This window comes from Serinicoccus sp. CUA-874, assembly GCF_001942225.1.
GTDB classification, from domain to species: domain Bacteria; phylum Actinomycetota; class Actinomycetes; order Actinomycetales; family Dermatophilaceae; genus Ornithinicoccus; species Ornithinicoccus marinus.
In genome coordinates, this window is sequence record NZ_MKJZ01000005.1 from 1 (window position 1) to 14342 (window position 14342).

12 protein-coding genes, 1 tRNA gene and 1 pseudogene are annotated in these 14342 nt (G+C 72.8%); 1 reads left to right on the forward strand and 13 read right to left on the reverse strand.

Annotated features, from left to right (window positions below):
- Positions 1–253: 253 nt before the first annotated feature.
- Entirely contained in the window at positions 254–2968 is a 2715-nt protein-coding gene (gene polA, locus BJF80_RS02045; protein ID WP_075811047.1) for a DNA polymerase I, read from the reverse strand.
- Positions 2969–2987: 19 nt separating this feature from the next.
- Here polA and BJF80_RS02050 point away from each other — a divergent pair, with 19 nt between their 5' ends.
- Positions 2988–3443 (forward strand): hotdog fold thioesterase, encoded by a 456-nt coding sequence (locus BJF80_RS02050; RefSeq protein ID WP_075811048.1) that lies wholly within the window; start codon positions 2988–2990, stop codon positions 3441–3443.
- A gap of 68 nt (positions 3444–3511) precedes the next feature.
- Here BJF80_RS02050 and BJF80_RS02055 read toward each other — a convergent pair whose 3' ends face one another.
- The 12 genes and pseudogenes from BJF80_RS02055 to BJF80_RS02110 all read right to left on the reverse strand — a co-directional run bounded on the left by BJF80_RS02055 (position 3512) and on the right by BJF80_RS02110 (position 14340).
- Positions 3512–4084: an ANTAR domain-containing response regulator gene (locus BJF80_RS02055; RefSeq protein ID WP_075811097.1), complete on the reverse strand. Its 573-nt coding sequence runs from the start codon at positions 4082–4084 to the stop codon at positions 3512–3514.
- Positions 4085–4233: 149 nt separating this feature from the next.
- Positions 4234–4319: transfer RNA gene (locus BJF80_RS02060), tRNA-Leu, on the reverse strand.
- Between the two features lie 60 nt (positions 4320–4379).
- Positions 4380–5840 (reverse strand): pyruvate kinase, encoded by a 1461-nt coding sequence (gene pyk, locus BJF80_RS02065; RefSeq protein ID WP_075811049.1) that lies wholly within the window; start codon positions 5838–5840, stop codon positions 4380–4382.
- Between the two features lie 53 nt (positions 5841–5893).
- Positions 5894–6625: a DsbA family protein gene (locus BJF80_RS02070; protein WP_075811050.1), complete on the reverse strand. Its 732-nt coding sequence runs from the start codon at positions 6623–6625 to the stop codon at positions 5894–5896.
- 1 nt (position 6626) lies between these two features.
- Entirely contained in the window at positions 6627–7070 is a 444-nt protein-coding gene (locus tag BJF80_RS02075; protein ID WP_237767387.1) for a MauE/DoxX family redox-associated membrane protein, read from the reverse strand.
- Positions 7071–7128: 58 nt separating this feature from the next.
- Positions 7129–7914: a tryptophan synthase subunit alpha gene (gene trpA, locus BJF80_RS02080; protein ID WP_075811052.1), complete on the reverse strand. Its 786-nt coding sequence runs from the start codon at positions 7912–7914 to the stop codon at positions 7129–7131.
- Positions 7911–9164 carry a tryptophan synthase subunit beta gene (gene trpB, locus BJF80_RS02085; protein WP_143553646.1) on the reverse strand — a complete coding sequence of 418 codons (1254 nt, stop codon included), beginning with the start codon at positions 9162–9164 and terminating at the stop codon, positions 7911–7913. The genes trpA and trpB overlap by 4 nt, the downstream gene beginning before the upstream one ends.
- Positions 9165–9172: 8 nt before the next feature.
- Complete coding sequence (gene trpC, locus BJF80_RS02090; RefSeq protein ID WP_075811054.1) at positions 9173–10006, reverse strand: indole-3-glycerol phosphate synthase TrpC; 834 nt, start codon at positions 10004–10006, stop codon at positions 9173–9175.
- The gene (locus tag BJF80_RS02095) at positions 9991–10269 is read right to left on the reverse strand and encodes an HGxxPAAW family protein (protein WP_075811055.1); all 279 of its coding nucleotides are present in this window, start codon (positions 10267–10269) and stop codon (positions 9991–9993) included. The genes trpC and BJF80_RS02095 overlap by 16 nt, the downstream gene beginning before the upstream one ends.
- A gap of 12 nt (positions 10270–10281) precedes the next feature.
- Complete coding sequence (locus BJF80_RS02100) at positions 10282–10713, reverse strand: hypothetical protein (RefSeq protein WP_022924081.1); 432 nt, start codon at positions 10711–10713, stop codon at positions 10282–10284.
- 2 nt (positions 10714–10715) lie between these two features.
- Positions 10716–12484, reverse strand: a pseudogene (locus BJF80_RS02105) (ABC transporter ATP-binding protein).
- Positions 12485–12528: 44 nt separating this feature from the next.
- Complete coding sequence (locus BJF80_RS02110; RefSeq protein WP_237767388.1) at positions 12529–14340, reverse strand: ABC transporter ATP-binding protein; 1812 nt, start codon at positions 14338–14340, stop codon at positions 12529–12531.
- Positions 14341–14342 lie beyond the last annotated feature (2 nt).

Genomic DNA, 14342 nt, shown 5'->3' on the forward strand with positions numbered 1-14342 from the left:
ACAGCCCCGAGCGCACCCAGCGCCGCCTCCTCCGCCGACCCCTCCGACTCGATCGCCGCGACCGCCACGCCCCTCACCCCCTCAGATGAAGCACCTCGTCCTGACCTCACGCTCATCGAACACACGTTCGATGTCAAGCGCCGCAGACGGACAGCGAGCAGGTAGGGCGATGGCGACGATGGTGGGCGCACCGCCGTCGATAGCGTGAGCTGAGGCCCGCACCCTGCGGCGTGTCTCCGAAGCCTCGCCCGGGTCAGTGGGCGGCGTCGTACCAGCTCCGGCCCAGGCCGACGCTGACGTCGAGCGGCACCGTGAGGTCGGCCGCCGCCCCCATCTGGGCACGGACCAGCTCCTCGACCTGCTCCTCCTCGCCCGGGGAGACCTCCAGGACGAGCTCGTCGTGCACCTGGAGCAGCATCCGGGAGGCGAGGTCGGCCTCCCGCACGGCGGCCTCGGTGCGCAGCATCGCCACCTTGATGATGTCGGCCGCCGAGCCCTGGATCGGGGCGTTGAGCGCCATGCGCTCCGCCATCTCACGGCGCTGCCGGTTGTCGCTGGTGAGGTCGGGCAGGTGTCGCCGCCGACCCAGGATGGTCTCGGTGAAGCCGGTCCGGCGTGCCTCCTGGACGACGTCGCGCAGGTAGTCGCGGACACCGCCGAAGCGCTCGAAGTACTCCTCCATGAGCTCCTTGGCCTCGGCGGTGGAGATGCCGAGCTGCTTGGAGAGGCCGAAGGCGGACAACCCGTAGGCCAGGCCGTAGCTCATCGCCTTGACCTTGGAGCGCATCTCGGGCGTGACGTCGGCCTGGTCGACCCCGAATACCCGGGCACCGACGAAGCGGTGCAGGTCCTCGCCCTCCCGGAAGGCGTGGATCAGTCCCTCGTCACCGGACAGGTGGGCCATGATGCGCATCTCGATCTGGCTGTAGTCCGCGGACATCAGGGACGCGTAGTCACCCGCCCCACCGCTCCCGACCACGAAGATCTCGCGGATCCGACGACCGGCGGCGGTGCGGATGGGGATGTTCTGCAGGTTGGGCTCGGTGGAGCTGAGCCGCCCTGTCGCGGCGATCGTCTGCTGGAAGGTGGTGTGGATGCGCCCGTCGTCGGCGACCGCCTTGATGAGGCCCTCGGCGGTCACCCGGAGCCGGGTCACGTCCCGGTGCCGGAGCAGTGCCTCGAGGAAGGGGTGCTCGGTCTGGGCGTAGAGGCCAGCGAGGGCGTCGGCGTCCGTGGTGTACCCGGTCTTGGTCCGGCGCGTCTTCGGCAGGCCGAGGGTCTCGAAGAGCACCGTCTGCAGCTGCTTGGGCGAGCCGAGGTTGACCGTGTCGTCGTCGATGGCGTTCCAGGCGTCCTGCTGGGCCTGTGCCACACCGTCGGCGAATTCCTGCTCGAGGGCGGTCAGGGCCGGCAGGTCGACGGCGATCCCGGCGCGCTCCATGCGGCGCAGCACCCCCACGAGCGGCAGCTCGACCTGCTGCAGCAGATGCCGCTCCTCCTCGTCGGCCAGCTCGGCGTCGAGGGCGTCCGCCAGGTCGTGGACCGCCCGTGCGTGCACCATCGCCGAGCGTGCCGCGGCCTCCCGGGCGTCCTGCTCCCCCTCGTCGAAGGAGAGGTCGAGCTGGCCCTGCGGGGCCCGCGCCCCCGCCCCCTCGGCCTCGAGCCGCAGCTCGCGGTGGAGGTAGCGCAGGGCCAGGTCGGCGAGGTCGTAGGAGCGCTGGTCCGGCCGGACCAGGTAGGCGGCAAGAGCGGTGTCGCTGACGACTCCCTCGACCGGCAGCCCGACGGCCTCGAGCGAGGCGACCTGCTCCTTGCCGCCGTGCAGCGCCTTGGTCCGGTCCTCGTCGGCCAGCCAGGCGGCCAGGGCCGCCTCGTCCGTGGGCTCGAGGTCGGACAGGTGCAGGTAGACCGCCTCCTCCGGCCCGGCGATCGCCAGCCCGGTGGCCTCTCCCGGTCCGGCGGCGGTCCGTGGGTCGGCGTCGACGACGACCGCCAGCCGGCCCTGCGCTCCCGGGGCCTCGAGCCACTGCGGGAGCGCACCGGCGTCGAGGATCGTCCCCGCGACCTCGATGCCCTCCTCGGCCTCGGTCTCCGCGGACTCCAACGTCGAGAAGAGCCGCTCGCGCAGCACCCGGAACTCCAGGCCGTCGAAGACCCGGTGCACCTCCTCCCGGTCCCATCCACGCGCCTGCAGGTCGGCCACCGTCAGCTCCAGCGGCACGTCGGCCACGAGCTGGTTGAGCCGGCGGTTGCGCAGCACCTGGTCCAGGTGGTCCCGGGTCGCCTGCCCCGCCTTGCCGGGCAGCTGGTCGGCATGGTCCACGATGCCCGACAGGTCGCCGTGCTGGGCGAGCCACTTCGCCGCCGTCTTGGGGCCGACACCCGGCACGCCGGGCAGGTTGTCCGAGCTCTCCCCCACCAGGGCCGCGAGGTCGCTGTAGCGCTCCGGCCGGACGCCGTACTTCTCCTCCACCGCCTCGGGGGTCATGCGCCAGGTCTCGGAGACACCGCGGACCGGGTAGAGCAACAGCGTCCGGTCGTCCACCAGCTGGAAGGCGTCGCGGTCCCCGGACACGATGACCACCTCCATCCCCTCCTCCCGCGCCTGCGTGGTGAGGGTGGCGATGATGTCGTCGGCCTCGTAGCCGTCGACGTCCAGGTGCGCGATGCGCAGGGCGTCCAGGACCTGCTTGACGAGGTCGACCTGCCCGACGAACTCCCCCGGCGTGCTCGATCGACCCGCCTTGTACTCGGCATACTCCTGAGTGCGGAACGTCTGCCGCGACTTGTCGAAGGCGACGGCGACGTGCGTCGGCGCCTCGTCGCGCAGCACGTTGATGAGCATCGAGGTGAAGCCGTAGACCGCGTTGGTGCTCTGCCCGGTCGTCGTGGAGAAGTTCTCCACGGGCAGCGCGAAGAAGGCGCGGTAGGCCAACGAGTGTCCGTCCAGCAGCAGCAAGCGACTCACGCATGGCAGCCTATGTCCCATGACCGACACTCCGACGCCTCGGCCCCCGGCGGATGCCGCTGCGACCCCCGGCTCCCCCGCACCGGCCGACGTCCCCCGGGGCGATCTCGCCGAGCGGATGGGTATGCGTCTGGTCCAGGTCGGGGCCGAGCGCACCGTGGCCACGATGCCGGTGGCCGGCAACACCCAGCCCTACGGCCTGCTCCACGGCGGGGCCTCTGCCGCTCTCGCCGAGACCGTGGGATCGGTCGCCGCGGCCATGCACGCCGGCGAGGGGCGGATCGCGGTCGGGGTGGACCTCAACGCGACCCACCACCGGGCCGTGCGCGAGGGGGTCGTCACCGCCGTCGCGACCCCGCTGTCCCTCGGCCGGTCGGTCGTGTCCTACGACATCGTCGTCACCGACGAGCAGGACCGCCGGGTGTGCACCGCACGCCTCACCTGCGCGCTGCGGGAGCGGCCCCCGGGCGGCTGACCCGGTCGCCTGACCCGGTCGGCTCATGGCTACTTCTCGGGGCTACTTCGCGGGGCTACTTCGTGGGGCTACTTCTTGGCGGGCATGCCTGAGATCACCGCGTCGGCGACCTCGCGCATGGAGAGCCGGCGGTCCATCGCCGCCTTCTGGATCCAGCGGAAGGCGTCCGCCTCGCTCAGCTTGAGCTGGGACATGAGCAGCCCCTTGGCGCGGTCCACCTGCTTGCGGGTCTCGAACCGCTCGCCGAGGTCGGCCACCTCGGCCTCGAGCGCCTTGCGCTCGGCCCAGCGGGCCCGCCCGATGTCGATGGCGGGGAGCACGTCGGCGGCGCTGAAGGGCTTCACCACGTAGGACATGACCCCGGCGTCACGGGCCCGCTCCACGAGGTTCTTGTCGCTGAACGCGGTGAGCATCACCACCGGCGCGAGGCCGTCGCGGCCGATCTGCTCGGCTGCGGTGAGCCCGTCCATCCCCGGCATCTTGATGTCCATGACGACGAGGTCCGGCGACGTCTCCTGGGCCAGTGCGACCGCCTGCTCGCCGTCGGCGGCCTGGCCCACGATGGTGTGGCCGGCCTCGGTCAGCATCTCGGCGAGGTCCATCCGGATCAGCGCCTCGTCCTCGGCCAGCAGGATGCGCATCCCCGTCTCCGCGCCCTCCGCGCCGGAGGTCTGCCTCTCGTCGGCCTCGGGCACCGGCTGGTCCTGCTCCCCCTGCGGCCTCGTCTCACTCACGTCTCGCACCCTATCTGTCGCGTCTCACCCCGGCCAGCACGTCGCGGACCGGGGGCTGGTGCCGGGAGCGGGACTCGAACCCGCACGCCCTCTCGGGCAGAGCATTTTGAGTGCCCCGTGTCTGCCATTCCACCACCCCGGCAGGTGGTCGGCGCGGTCAGGCCCACGCCCAGAAGCCGGTCCGAGCATACCGGCACCACGCTCACACCTCGGGGTCCTGGGTGTAGGCCGGAGCCTCCCCGAGGATGGCGTCGCCCACGCGGTGCATCCGCAGCGCGTTGGTGGTGCCCGAGACCCCGGGGGGCGAGCCGGCCACGATGACGACGACGTCGCCCGCGGTGCAGCGCTCCTCGCGCAGCAGCGTCTCCTCGACCTGCTTGACCATCTGGTCGGTGTGCCACACGAAGGGGACGAGGAAGGTCTCCGCACCCCAGGTGAGAGCCAGCCGAGACCGGGTGTGCTGCTCGGTGGTGAACGAGAGCATGGGTGTCGTGGGGCGCACCCGGGCCATGCGGGTCGTCGTGTCACCGCTCTTGCTGAAGGTCACGAGGAACTTCACCTGCTCACCGAGGGCGTCGGCGAGCGAGATCGCGGCTCGCGTGACCGCACCGCCGGGGGTCTTCGGCTTGGTGGTGATCGGCGGGATCCGGTGCATCCCGTGCTGCTCGGTGCTGCAGATGATGCTCGCCATCGTCTCGACCGCCCGGATCGGCCAGGCGCCGACGGAGGTCTCCCCCGAGAGCATGATCGCGTCTGCCCCGTCCAGCACGGCGTTGGCGCAGTCGCTGGCCTCGGCCCGGGTGGGTCGCGGGTTGTCGACCATGGACTCCAGCACCTGGGTGGCCACGATCACCGGCTTGGCCTTCTCCCGGCACAGCTGGATGGCGTCCTTCTGCACGAGAGGCACCTGCTCGAGCGGGAGCTCCACCCCCAGGTCGCCACGCGCGACCATGATGCCGTCGAAGGCGTCCACGATGTCGGCCAGGTTGTCCACCGCCTGCGGCTTCTCGATCTTGGCGATGACCGGCAGCCGACGGCCCTCCTCGTCCATGATCCGGTGCACGTCCTGCACGTCGTCGGCCGAGCGCACGAAGGACAGGGCGATGAAGTCCACCCCGCTGCGCACCGCCCAGCGCAGGTCCTCCTCGTCCTTGTCCGACATGGCCGGGACGCTCACCGCCGCACCGGGGAGGTTGATGCCCTTGTTGTTGGAGACCACTCCGCCGACCACGACCTCGCACACCACGTCGGTGGCGGTCACCTCGGTGGCCCGGAGCATCACCTTGCCGTCGTCGATGAGCAGGTCGTCCCCTGAGGCGACGTCGCCGGGCAAACCGGTATACGTCGTGCCGACGGAGTCCTGGTCACCGGGCACGTCGCGGGTGGTGATGGTGAAGGTGGAGCCCGCGGCGAGCGTCACCGGCCCCCCGGCGAAGGTGCCGGTGCGGATCTTGGGGCCTTGGAGGTCGGCCAGGACGGCGACCGCGTGGCCGGTGGCGTCGCTGGCCTCGCGGACCTTGATGTAGCGCTCGTAGTGCTCCTCGTAGGAGCCGTGCGAGAGGTTGAGCCGGGCCACATCCATCCCGGCGGAGACGAGCGCCTCGATCTGGGCGGAGGAGGCGGTGGCGGGGCCGAGGGTGCAGACGATCTTTGCGCGACGCATGGGGGCAAGCCTAGTGGTGCGGGGGCCGCTTTCCCGCATCGCCTGCCGCGACGTCAGGAGCCGTCGGCGAGCAGCTCACCCAGGTCCGCGGAGCCCTCCATCAGACCCTGCAGCCGGGTGTCCTCCACCTGCTCGCCGTCGACGAGCAGCCGCGGGGTCCCGGTGATGCCGTCCCGGTTGGAGCGCTCCTGCATGTCGGCCACGTAGTCGTCGTAGGTGCCGTCCTGGACGCACGCGGTGAACGAGCTCAGGGACTCCCCGGTGAGTCCGGCCGCCTCCCCGAACCCCAGGAGCTCCTCGTCGGTCCATCCCGTGCCCTCCTGCGCGGGCTGACCGGCGAAGACCACGGCGTGGTAGGGCAGGAAGGCGCCCTCGTCGTCGGCGCACAGAGCCGCTCCGGCGGCGCGACGGGAGGAGTCGTTGCCCAGGGTGCCGTCGAGGAAGGACATCATCGTCACCGTCAGCGTGATCTCCCCCGCCTCGGCCCGGGCGGCCAGGTCGTCACCCACCGCCTCCTCCAGCACGCCGCACCACGGGCACTGGAAGTCTTCGTAGAGCTGCACCTGCGGCACGTCGTCCGAGACGGGCGCACCGACCTGTATGCCGCCGCCCTCCGGCAGCGCATTGGCGCTGCCGGTCGCCTCCAGACCCCCCTGCCGGGTGACGGCCCACAGCACCAGCCCGCCCACGAGCGCGACGACGAGCAGCACGACCGCGCCGATGAGGACCGGCGAGGGACCGGCGGAGGAGACCCGCTTGACCTCGGGTGCGGGGGGACGGGGCATGTCAGTCGCCTTTCCGGAGGAGGGTGTCGAGAGAGAGCAGGGAACGCGGGCTGACGACGAGCCACGAGGCCATCGCCAGGAACCCCACGTCGCGAAGCATCTCGGTGAGGTAGCGGGTGTCCTCGGGCGCCACCGGCCCGCCCGACCCGAAGCACCCGCAGTCGATGCTGAGCCCGCGGGCCCAGGCCGAGGCGATACCGGCGACGAAGACGAGCATGAGCACGGCGCTGCCGAGCGCGGCGGCGCGGGTGAGCAGGCCGACGAGGAGCAGCAGGGCCAGCGCCAGCTCCACGACCGGCAGCAGCACCCCGACCGCGCGGGCCACGTCGTAGGGGAAGAGCTCGTAGGCCACGACGTTCTGCACCGAGCCGGTGAGGTCGCTGATCTTGGTCCAGCCGGCATACCCCAGGACGGCGGCCAGCCCGAGGCGCAGCAGCAGCCCCACCACATCCAGCGCTGCGACCGCGGACCCTGAACCGAGGTGCGCTCCTCCTGCACCGCGGTCACGCCCGGCGCACCCCGGCGGCCAGCTCGTCGGTCAGCTCGGCCAGGCGGCCCAGCGAGGTGTCCTCCCCGAGCGCGCGGACCAGGGCGGAGCCCACGATCACGCCGTCGGCGAAGCCGGCCACCTCGGCGGCCTGCTCGCCCGTGCTCACGCCCAGGCCGACGCACAGCGGCAGGTCGGTGACCTCGCGGGTCCGGGCCACCAGCGACTGCGCGGCGTCACCGACGCTGGCCCGCACGCCCGTGACCCCCATCGTGGAGGCGACGTAGACGAACCCGCGGCAGGCCTGCGTCGTCGACCGCAACCGCTGCGGCGTGGAGCTGGGCGCGACGAGGAAGACCGGGGCGAGCCCGTGCGCGTCCGCCGCGGTCAGCCAGTCCTGCGCCTCGTCGGGGATGAGGTCCGGGGTGATGAGGCCGGCGCCACCTGCGGCGGCCAGGTCGGCGGCGAACCGCTCGACGCCGTAGCGCAGGACCGGGTTCCAGTACGGCATGACCACGGGGACGGCCCCGGCCGCGCGGGCCGCGGCGACGACCTCGAAGACGTGGCTGAGCCGGAAGCCCGCCGTCAGGGCTGTGCTGGCGGCCCGCTCGACGACCGGACCGTCCATGAGCGGGTCGGTGTAGGGGACGCCCACCTCGACGACGTCGCAGCCGTGCTCGGCGAGCGTGCGGACCGCCTCCAGCGAGGTGGGCAGGTCCGGGTATCCCGCGGGCAGGTACCCCACGAGGGCGGCCCGACCTTCAGCCCGGGACCGGGCGAAGACGTCGTCCAGGGTGCTCACGACACGGTCTCCTGGGCACCGGGCCCCGTCTCACCGTCGACGTGCGCCTCGCCGTCGTCGTCCACGAGCCCGAACCACCGGGCGGCGGTGTCGACGTCCTTGTCCCCGCGCCCCGAGAGGTTGACCAGCACCGTCGTACCGGGACCGAGCTCCGGGCCGATCTTCAGGACGCCGGCCAGGGCGTGCGCGCTCTCGATGGCCGGGATGATCCCCTCGGTGCGGCACAGCAGCGAGAAGGCGTCCATCGCCTCCCGATCGGTCACCGGCGCGTAGCGGGCGCGTCCGCTGTCGTGCAGGAAGGCGTGCTCGGGACCGACCGAGGGATAGTCCAGCCCGGCCGAGACCGAGTGGGTCTCGCGGGTCTGACCGTCCTCGTCCTGCAGCACGTAGGTCGCGGCGCCGTGCAGCACCCCCGGCTCACCGCCAGAGAAACGCGCGGCGTGCCGGCCGCTCTCGACGCCTTCTCCCCCGGCCTCGAAACCCCACAGCGCGACCGAGGGGTCGTCCCGGAAGGCGTGGAAGATACCCATGGCGTTGGAGCCGCCCCCGACGCAGGCGCAGACCGCGTCGGGCAGCCCGCCGACGGCCTCGTCGACCTGCTTGCGGGCCTCCTCGCCGATCACCGCGTGAAAGTCGCGGACCATGGTCGGGAACGGGTGGGGGCCGGTCACCGTGCCGAGCAGGTAGTGCGTGTGGTCGACGTTGGTCACCCAGTCCCGCATCGCCTCGTTGATGGCGTCCTTGAGCGTGGCGCTCCCGGTGGGGACGGCGACGACCTCGGCGCCGAGCAGCCGCATCCGGGCGACGTTGAGGGCCTGGCGCTCGGTGTCGACCCGGCCCATGTAGACCGTGCACTCCAGCCCCATGAGCGCGGCCGCGGTGGCGGTGGCGACGCCGTGCTGCCCGGCTCCGGTCTCGGCGATCACCCGGCGCTTCCCCATGCGGACCGCCAGCAGCGCCTGGCCCAGCACGTTGTTGATCTTGTGCGACCCGGTGTGGTTGAGGTCCTCGCGCTTGAGCAGGACGCGAGGGCCGCCGGCGTGCTCGGCGAAGCGGGGCACCTCGGTGAGCGGGCTGGGCCGCCCGGTGTAGTCGCGCTGCAGGCGGTCGAGCTCGGAGCGGAAGTCCGGGTCGGCCATCGCCGCGAGGCGGGCCTCGTCCAGCTCCTCGAGCGCGGCCACCAGCGCCTCGGGCACGTAGCGTCCGCCGAACTCGCCGAAGCGCTCGGCCGCGGTCACCTCGTCGCTCATCGGGCTGCTCATCGGGTATGCCCCGCCCGAGTGGCGGTCGCGTGCACGGCCGGGTGCGCCCCCACGGCGACCATCTCCCGGACGGCCTCCTGCGGCGAGCCGGAGGTGACCAGCGCCTCCCCGACGAGCACCGCCTGGGCGCCGGCCTCGGCGAAGCTCAGGACGTCGAGCGGACCGCGCACCCCGGACTCGGCCACCGCCACGCAGCCGGCCGGGACGTGCGGCGCCAGCCGGGCGAAGGTCCCACGGTCGACCTCGAGGGTCTTGAGGTCGCGGTTGTTGACGCCGACGATCCGCGCACCGGCGTCCAGCGCCCGGCTCAGCTCCTCCTCGTCGTGCACCTCGACGAGCGCGTGCATGCCGAGCGACTCGGTGCGCTCCAGCAGGCTCACGAGCACCTGCTGGTCCAGGGCGGCCACGATGAGCAGCACCAGGTCCGCACCGTGGGCGCGGGCCTCCCAGAGCTGGTAGGGGTCGACGATGAAGTCCTTGCGCAGCACGGGCATGTCGACCCGAGCGCGCACGGCGTCGAGATCGGCGAGCGAGCCACCGAACCGCCGCTCCTCGGTGAGGACGCTGATGACGCTGGCGCCCCCGGCCGCGTAGTCGGCGGCGAGCCCGGCCGGCTCGGCGATGGCCGCGAGCGCGCCCTTGGAGGGGCTGCTCCGCTTGACCTCGGCGATGACGTGGATCCGGTCCGTGCGGGACAGCGTGGCCCAGGCGTCCCTGGCCGGCTCCGCGGCCCGGGCGAGCTCCTGCACCGCCTCCATCGGGGCGGTGGCCCGCCGCCGGTCGAGGTCCTCGCGGACGCCGTCGACGATCTGCTCTAGCACGGAAGACACTCCCCCAGCGTAGAACGCGCCGCCGGGTGCGGTGACCACGAGGGTGTCCGGTCAGCGGTGGGCGGCGTCGTGCTCCGGCTCGCCCATCCCGGCACGGTCCAGGAGGTACCACGCAAGGCTCCGACGACGCCGAGCGCCAGACCGACGTAGAGCAGCCAGTCCGGGGACAGCACGACGCCCCAGACGGCGACCACGCTGCCGACGAGCATGATGGTCACGCCCACCCAGGCGGCGACGCTGTGACCGTGGCTGTCCTCGTGCATGTGGCGCTCTCCTCACTCGTCGGGCGACGGGCCGAGGGGTCCGTCGGGCGCCATTGTGCCAGCCCGCGCGCCCGGGAGGAGCACCAGCGCGCCCACCGCCGCGACGACGCCGGCGAGCAGGCAGACCCAGAACCATGCGGTGGCCCCGGCGGGCCGTGCCAGGCCGGTCGCGACCGCCGCACCTGCGGCGGCGAGCACCGTCAGCGCGCGGACGGCGCCACCGGCCCACCCGTTCGCCCGCGCCCCGGCGAGGGCGGCCACGGCCACGACGAGGAGCAGCGCCGTGACGAGGGGGGCGAGGTCGGTGCCCGTCCGGACCTCGTCCCAGGCGATGCCGGCCGCGTCCACCCTGGTCCCGCTGGACCACGGCTGACCGGCCGCAAGCAGGGCCAGGCCCGTGGCGAGCAGGGTGACGGGCAGCACGGCGCGCCGCACCTCCGGCATCCTCAGACCGCCTGCTGCGCCGCCCAGGAGGCGTGCATCCGGGTGTAGACCCCGCCCCGGGCCACGAGGTCGCGGTGGTGACCGAGCTCGACGATCCGGCCGGCGTCCACGACCACGACACGTCGGCCGCCTCCGCGGTCGACAGCCGGTGCGCGATGGCAACCGAGGTCCGACCGGTGGTCAACCCCTCGAGCGCCCGCTGCACCCGTACCTCGGTGGCAGGGTCGACCGCGCTGGTGGCCTCGTCGAGGACGAGCAGGTCGGGGTCGGCGAGGTAGGCGCGGGCGATGGCGACGAGCTGGCGCTCACCGGCCGACAGCGACTCGCCCCGCTGCCCCACCTGCGTCCGCAGGCCGTGCGGGAGACCCTCGACCCAGGCGTCCAGGCCGAGCTCGGTGACCGCGAGCCGCAGGTCGTCGTCGGAGGCCTCGGGTCGTCCGAAGCGGATGTTGTCGGCCAGGTCGGCATCGAAGAGGAACCCCTCCTGCGGGACCAGCACCACGCGCTGCCGCAGGCTGGCGAAGCTGATCTGCCGCAGGTCCACCCCGTCGAGGCGGACCACACCCTCGCTCGGGTCCATGAGCCGGGTGAGGAGCTTGGCCAGGGTGGTCTTGCCGGAGCCGGTCTGACCGACGACGGCCACCCGGGTGTGCGGCTCGATGCGCAGGTCGACCTCGCGCAGCACGCGCTCGCCACCGGGGTAGGCGAAGGAGACGTCCTCGAAGTCCACCGTGATGGGGCCGCGCTCGAGCACGACGCCCTCCTCGCCCGGGTCGGCGACGTCGGCCGGGGTGTCGATGACCCCGATGACCCGACGCCAGCCCGCGATGGCGTTCTGCATCTCATTGAGGATCTCCGTCGCCATGAGCACCGGCTGGGTGAAGAGGTTGACCAGGAAGAGGAAGCCGACGAGCTGCCCGAGCGTGAGCTGGCCCCGCGCCGCGAGGACGGTGCCGACGACGAGGACCACCGCCGTGGTGATGCCCGCGAAGGCCTGGCCCGAGACGAAGGCCATGACCGAGCGCACCTGGGCCCGGATGGCCGAGGACCGGTGCGCCTCGATCGCCTCGTCGATCCGGGCGGCGGTGCGGTCCTCGACGCCGTAGGCGCGGATCGTCGTGGCCCCGACGATCGACTCGCTGATCGAGCCGAGCAGGTCCCCCACCCGCTCCCGGACGGTCCCGTAGGAGCGCCCCAGGATCGGCTGGAAGCGGCGGACCAGGAAGACCAGCGGCACCAGGCAGAGGTAGACCACGCCGGCCAGGAGCGGGCTGTAGGCGACCATGAGGATGGTGGCCAGCACGATCTGGGCCGTGCTCACGAGCAGCATCAGCCCGCCGAACTGCACGAACATCGAGATCGTGTCGACGTCGCTGGTGACCCGGGACACGAGCGCACCGCGCCGCTCGGTGCTCTGGGTGAGCACGGACAGGTCGTGGATGTGCCGGAAGGCGCGGAGCCGTAGCGTCGCGAGACCGGACTCGGCCGCGGTGAACAACCGGACGTTGACGGCATACTGCGCCAGCGAGGTGAGCGCGACGACCCCGGCGGCGAGGGCGATCGCGCGGACGACGAAGTCCACGTCCGGACCGCCTGGCGCGTTGATCCCGTTGTCCGTGGTCTGCTGCACGACGAACGGGATGACCACCCGGCCGACGGTCGCGACCACCGCGAGGACCAGCGTCAGCGTCAGCCCGGTCCGCAGCTCCGGCGACAGCTCGAGCCCGCGCCGCAGCGTGGCCAGCGTCCCGAGCTGCGACCGGCCGTCGATCCGGCTGGAGACCGGCTCCTCCTGCTCGCGCTCCGGTGCCTCGCTCACGGGGTCACCTCCTCCTGCCGCGTCACCGCGGCACGCTCGGCGGCCTCGCGGGAGTAGGCCTGGACGAGGTCGACGTAGCCGCGGCAGCGTGAGAGCAGCTCGTCGTGCGAGCCCTGGTCGACCACCCGGCCGTGCTCGAGGTAGACGACCTCGTCGGCCAGCAGGATGGTCGCCATGCGGTAGGCCACCACGAGCACGGTCATCCCGCCGCGGGCCTCCCGCAGCCCGGCGAGGATGGCCTGCTCCACCGACGGGTCCACGGCGCTGGTGGCGTCGTCGAGGACGAGCAGCCGCGGCCGGCGCCAGATCGCGCGGGCGAGGGCGATGCGCTGCCGCTGCCCGCCGGAGAGGGTCCCGCCGCGCTCCCCGATGACGGTGTCCAGCCCGTCGGGGAGGGAGCGCACGAAGTCGTCGGCCTGGGCGATCCGCAGGGACTCCCAGACCGAGGCGTCGTCGGCGTCCTCACCCAGCGTGATGTTGCCGCGCACCGAGTCGTCGAACATGAAGGTCTGCTGCGCGACGAGCGTGGCGTTGGCGGGCAGCTCGCCGTGCGCCAGCTCGCGGGCCTCGACCCCGTCGAGGCGGACCGAGCCCGCGTCGGCGTCCACCAGGCGCAGCGCGAGGTTGGCCAGGGTGCTCTTGCCCGCGCCGGTGGGCCCCACCAGTGCCACCGTGCTGCTGCTGGGGACGGTGAGCGTCACGCCGCGGATCGTCGCCTGCTCCTCCCCGGCATGGGAGTAGGTCACCCCGGCGAGCGCGGACTCCGCGGGGGCGCCGCCCCGCAGCGTCGCGGTGCCGTAGGGCATACCCCCGCGGGCCTGCAGCACGTGCTGCACCCGGTCGTGGCCGACCACCGAGCGCGGGATCTCGGCGAGCACCCACCCCAGCGCACGCACCGGGAAGGCCAGGATGGAGAAGAGGTAGGCCATCTGGACGACGTCGGCGGCGTCGAGCGCGCCGCGGGAGACCTGCCAGGTGCCGACGCCCAGCACCGCCAGGGTGCCGAGGGTCGGGATGGCCTCGATCACGGGCTCGAAGACGCCGCGGGTGCGACCGACCAGGATGAGGGCATCGCGCAGCTCGTGCGCCTTGGCGCGGAACCGCCCGGTCTCCTGGTCCTCCCGCCCCATCGCCTTGACGACCAGACCGGCCTCGAAGGACTCGTGCGCCACCTCCGCGACCTCGGCGCGCAGCTGCTGCGCGTGGGTGATCCGCGGCGACATGACCCGTTGGAAGACGAGGTTGGCGGCGAACAGACCGGGGAAGACCAGGAGCCCCAGGACGGCCAGCAGCGGGTCGACCAGCACCATCATGGTGCCGGCGATGACCAGCATGAACAGGACACCGATCGCCATGGGCAGCGGGTTGAAGACCTGCCACGTCGCCTCGACGTCGGCGTGCGCGTTGGAGAGCAGCTGGCCCGAGGGGTGGGCGTGGTGCCACGACAGCGGGAGCCGGAGGTACTGCCGGGTCACCCGACGCCGGTAGTCAGCCTGGAGGTTGAACCCCGCCATGGTCGCCCAGACGCGACGCAGGATCACGCCCGCGACATTGACGACCAGCACGGCGAGCAGGACCCCGAAGATGGTCCACAGGCCGGCCGCCTCGACCCGCTGGGCGCGCACCGAGGGCTCGACGACCTCGTCGGTCAGCCAGCCGATCGCCCACGCGGTGGCGACGGTGGCCCCGGCCCACAGCACCGCACCGACGACCGCGACCGTCGTCGGTCCCCGCTGCCTGGCCATCCCGCCGCCGATGACCCGCAGCCCGCGGCGCAGCACCGCGCGGTCGGCGACGGGGCGGGGCACCG

Bases quoted from the DNA above. Each gene is read 5' to 3' on its own strand.
- BJF80_RS02095 (WP_075811055.1), bottom strand. From the start codon at position 10,269: ATGCACGAGGACAGCCACGGTCACAGCGTCGCCGCCTGGGTGGGCGTG.
- BJF80_RS02100 (WP_022924081.1), bottom strand. From the start codon at position 10,713: ATGCCGGAGGTGCGGCGCGCCGTGCTGCCCGTCACCCTGCTCGCCACG.
- BJF80_RS02055 (WP_075811097.1), bottom strand. From the start codon at position 4,084: ATGCGCATCCTGCTGGCCGAGGACGAGGCGCTGATCCGGATGGACCTC.
- pyk (WP_075811049.1), bottom strand. From the start codon at position 5,840: ATGCGTCGCGCAAAGATCGTCTGCACCCTCGGCCCCGCCACCGCCTCC.
- BJF80_RS02050 (WP_075811048.1), top strand. From the start codon at position 2,988: ATGACCGACACTCCGACGCCTCGGCCCCCGGCGGATGCCGCTGCGACC.
- trpB (WP_143553646.1), bottom strand. From the start codon at position 9,164: ATGAGCGACGAGGTGACCGCGGCCGAGCGCTTCGGCGAGTTCGGCGGA.
- BJF80_RS02070 (WP_075811050.1), bottom strand. From the start codon at position 6,625: ATGCCCCGTCCCCCCGCACCCGAGGTCAAGCGGGTCTCCTCCGCCGGT.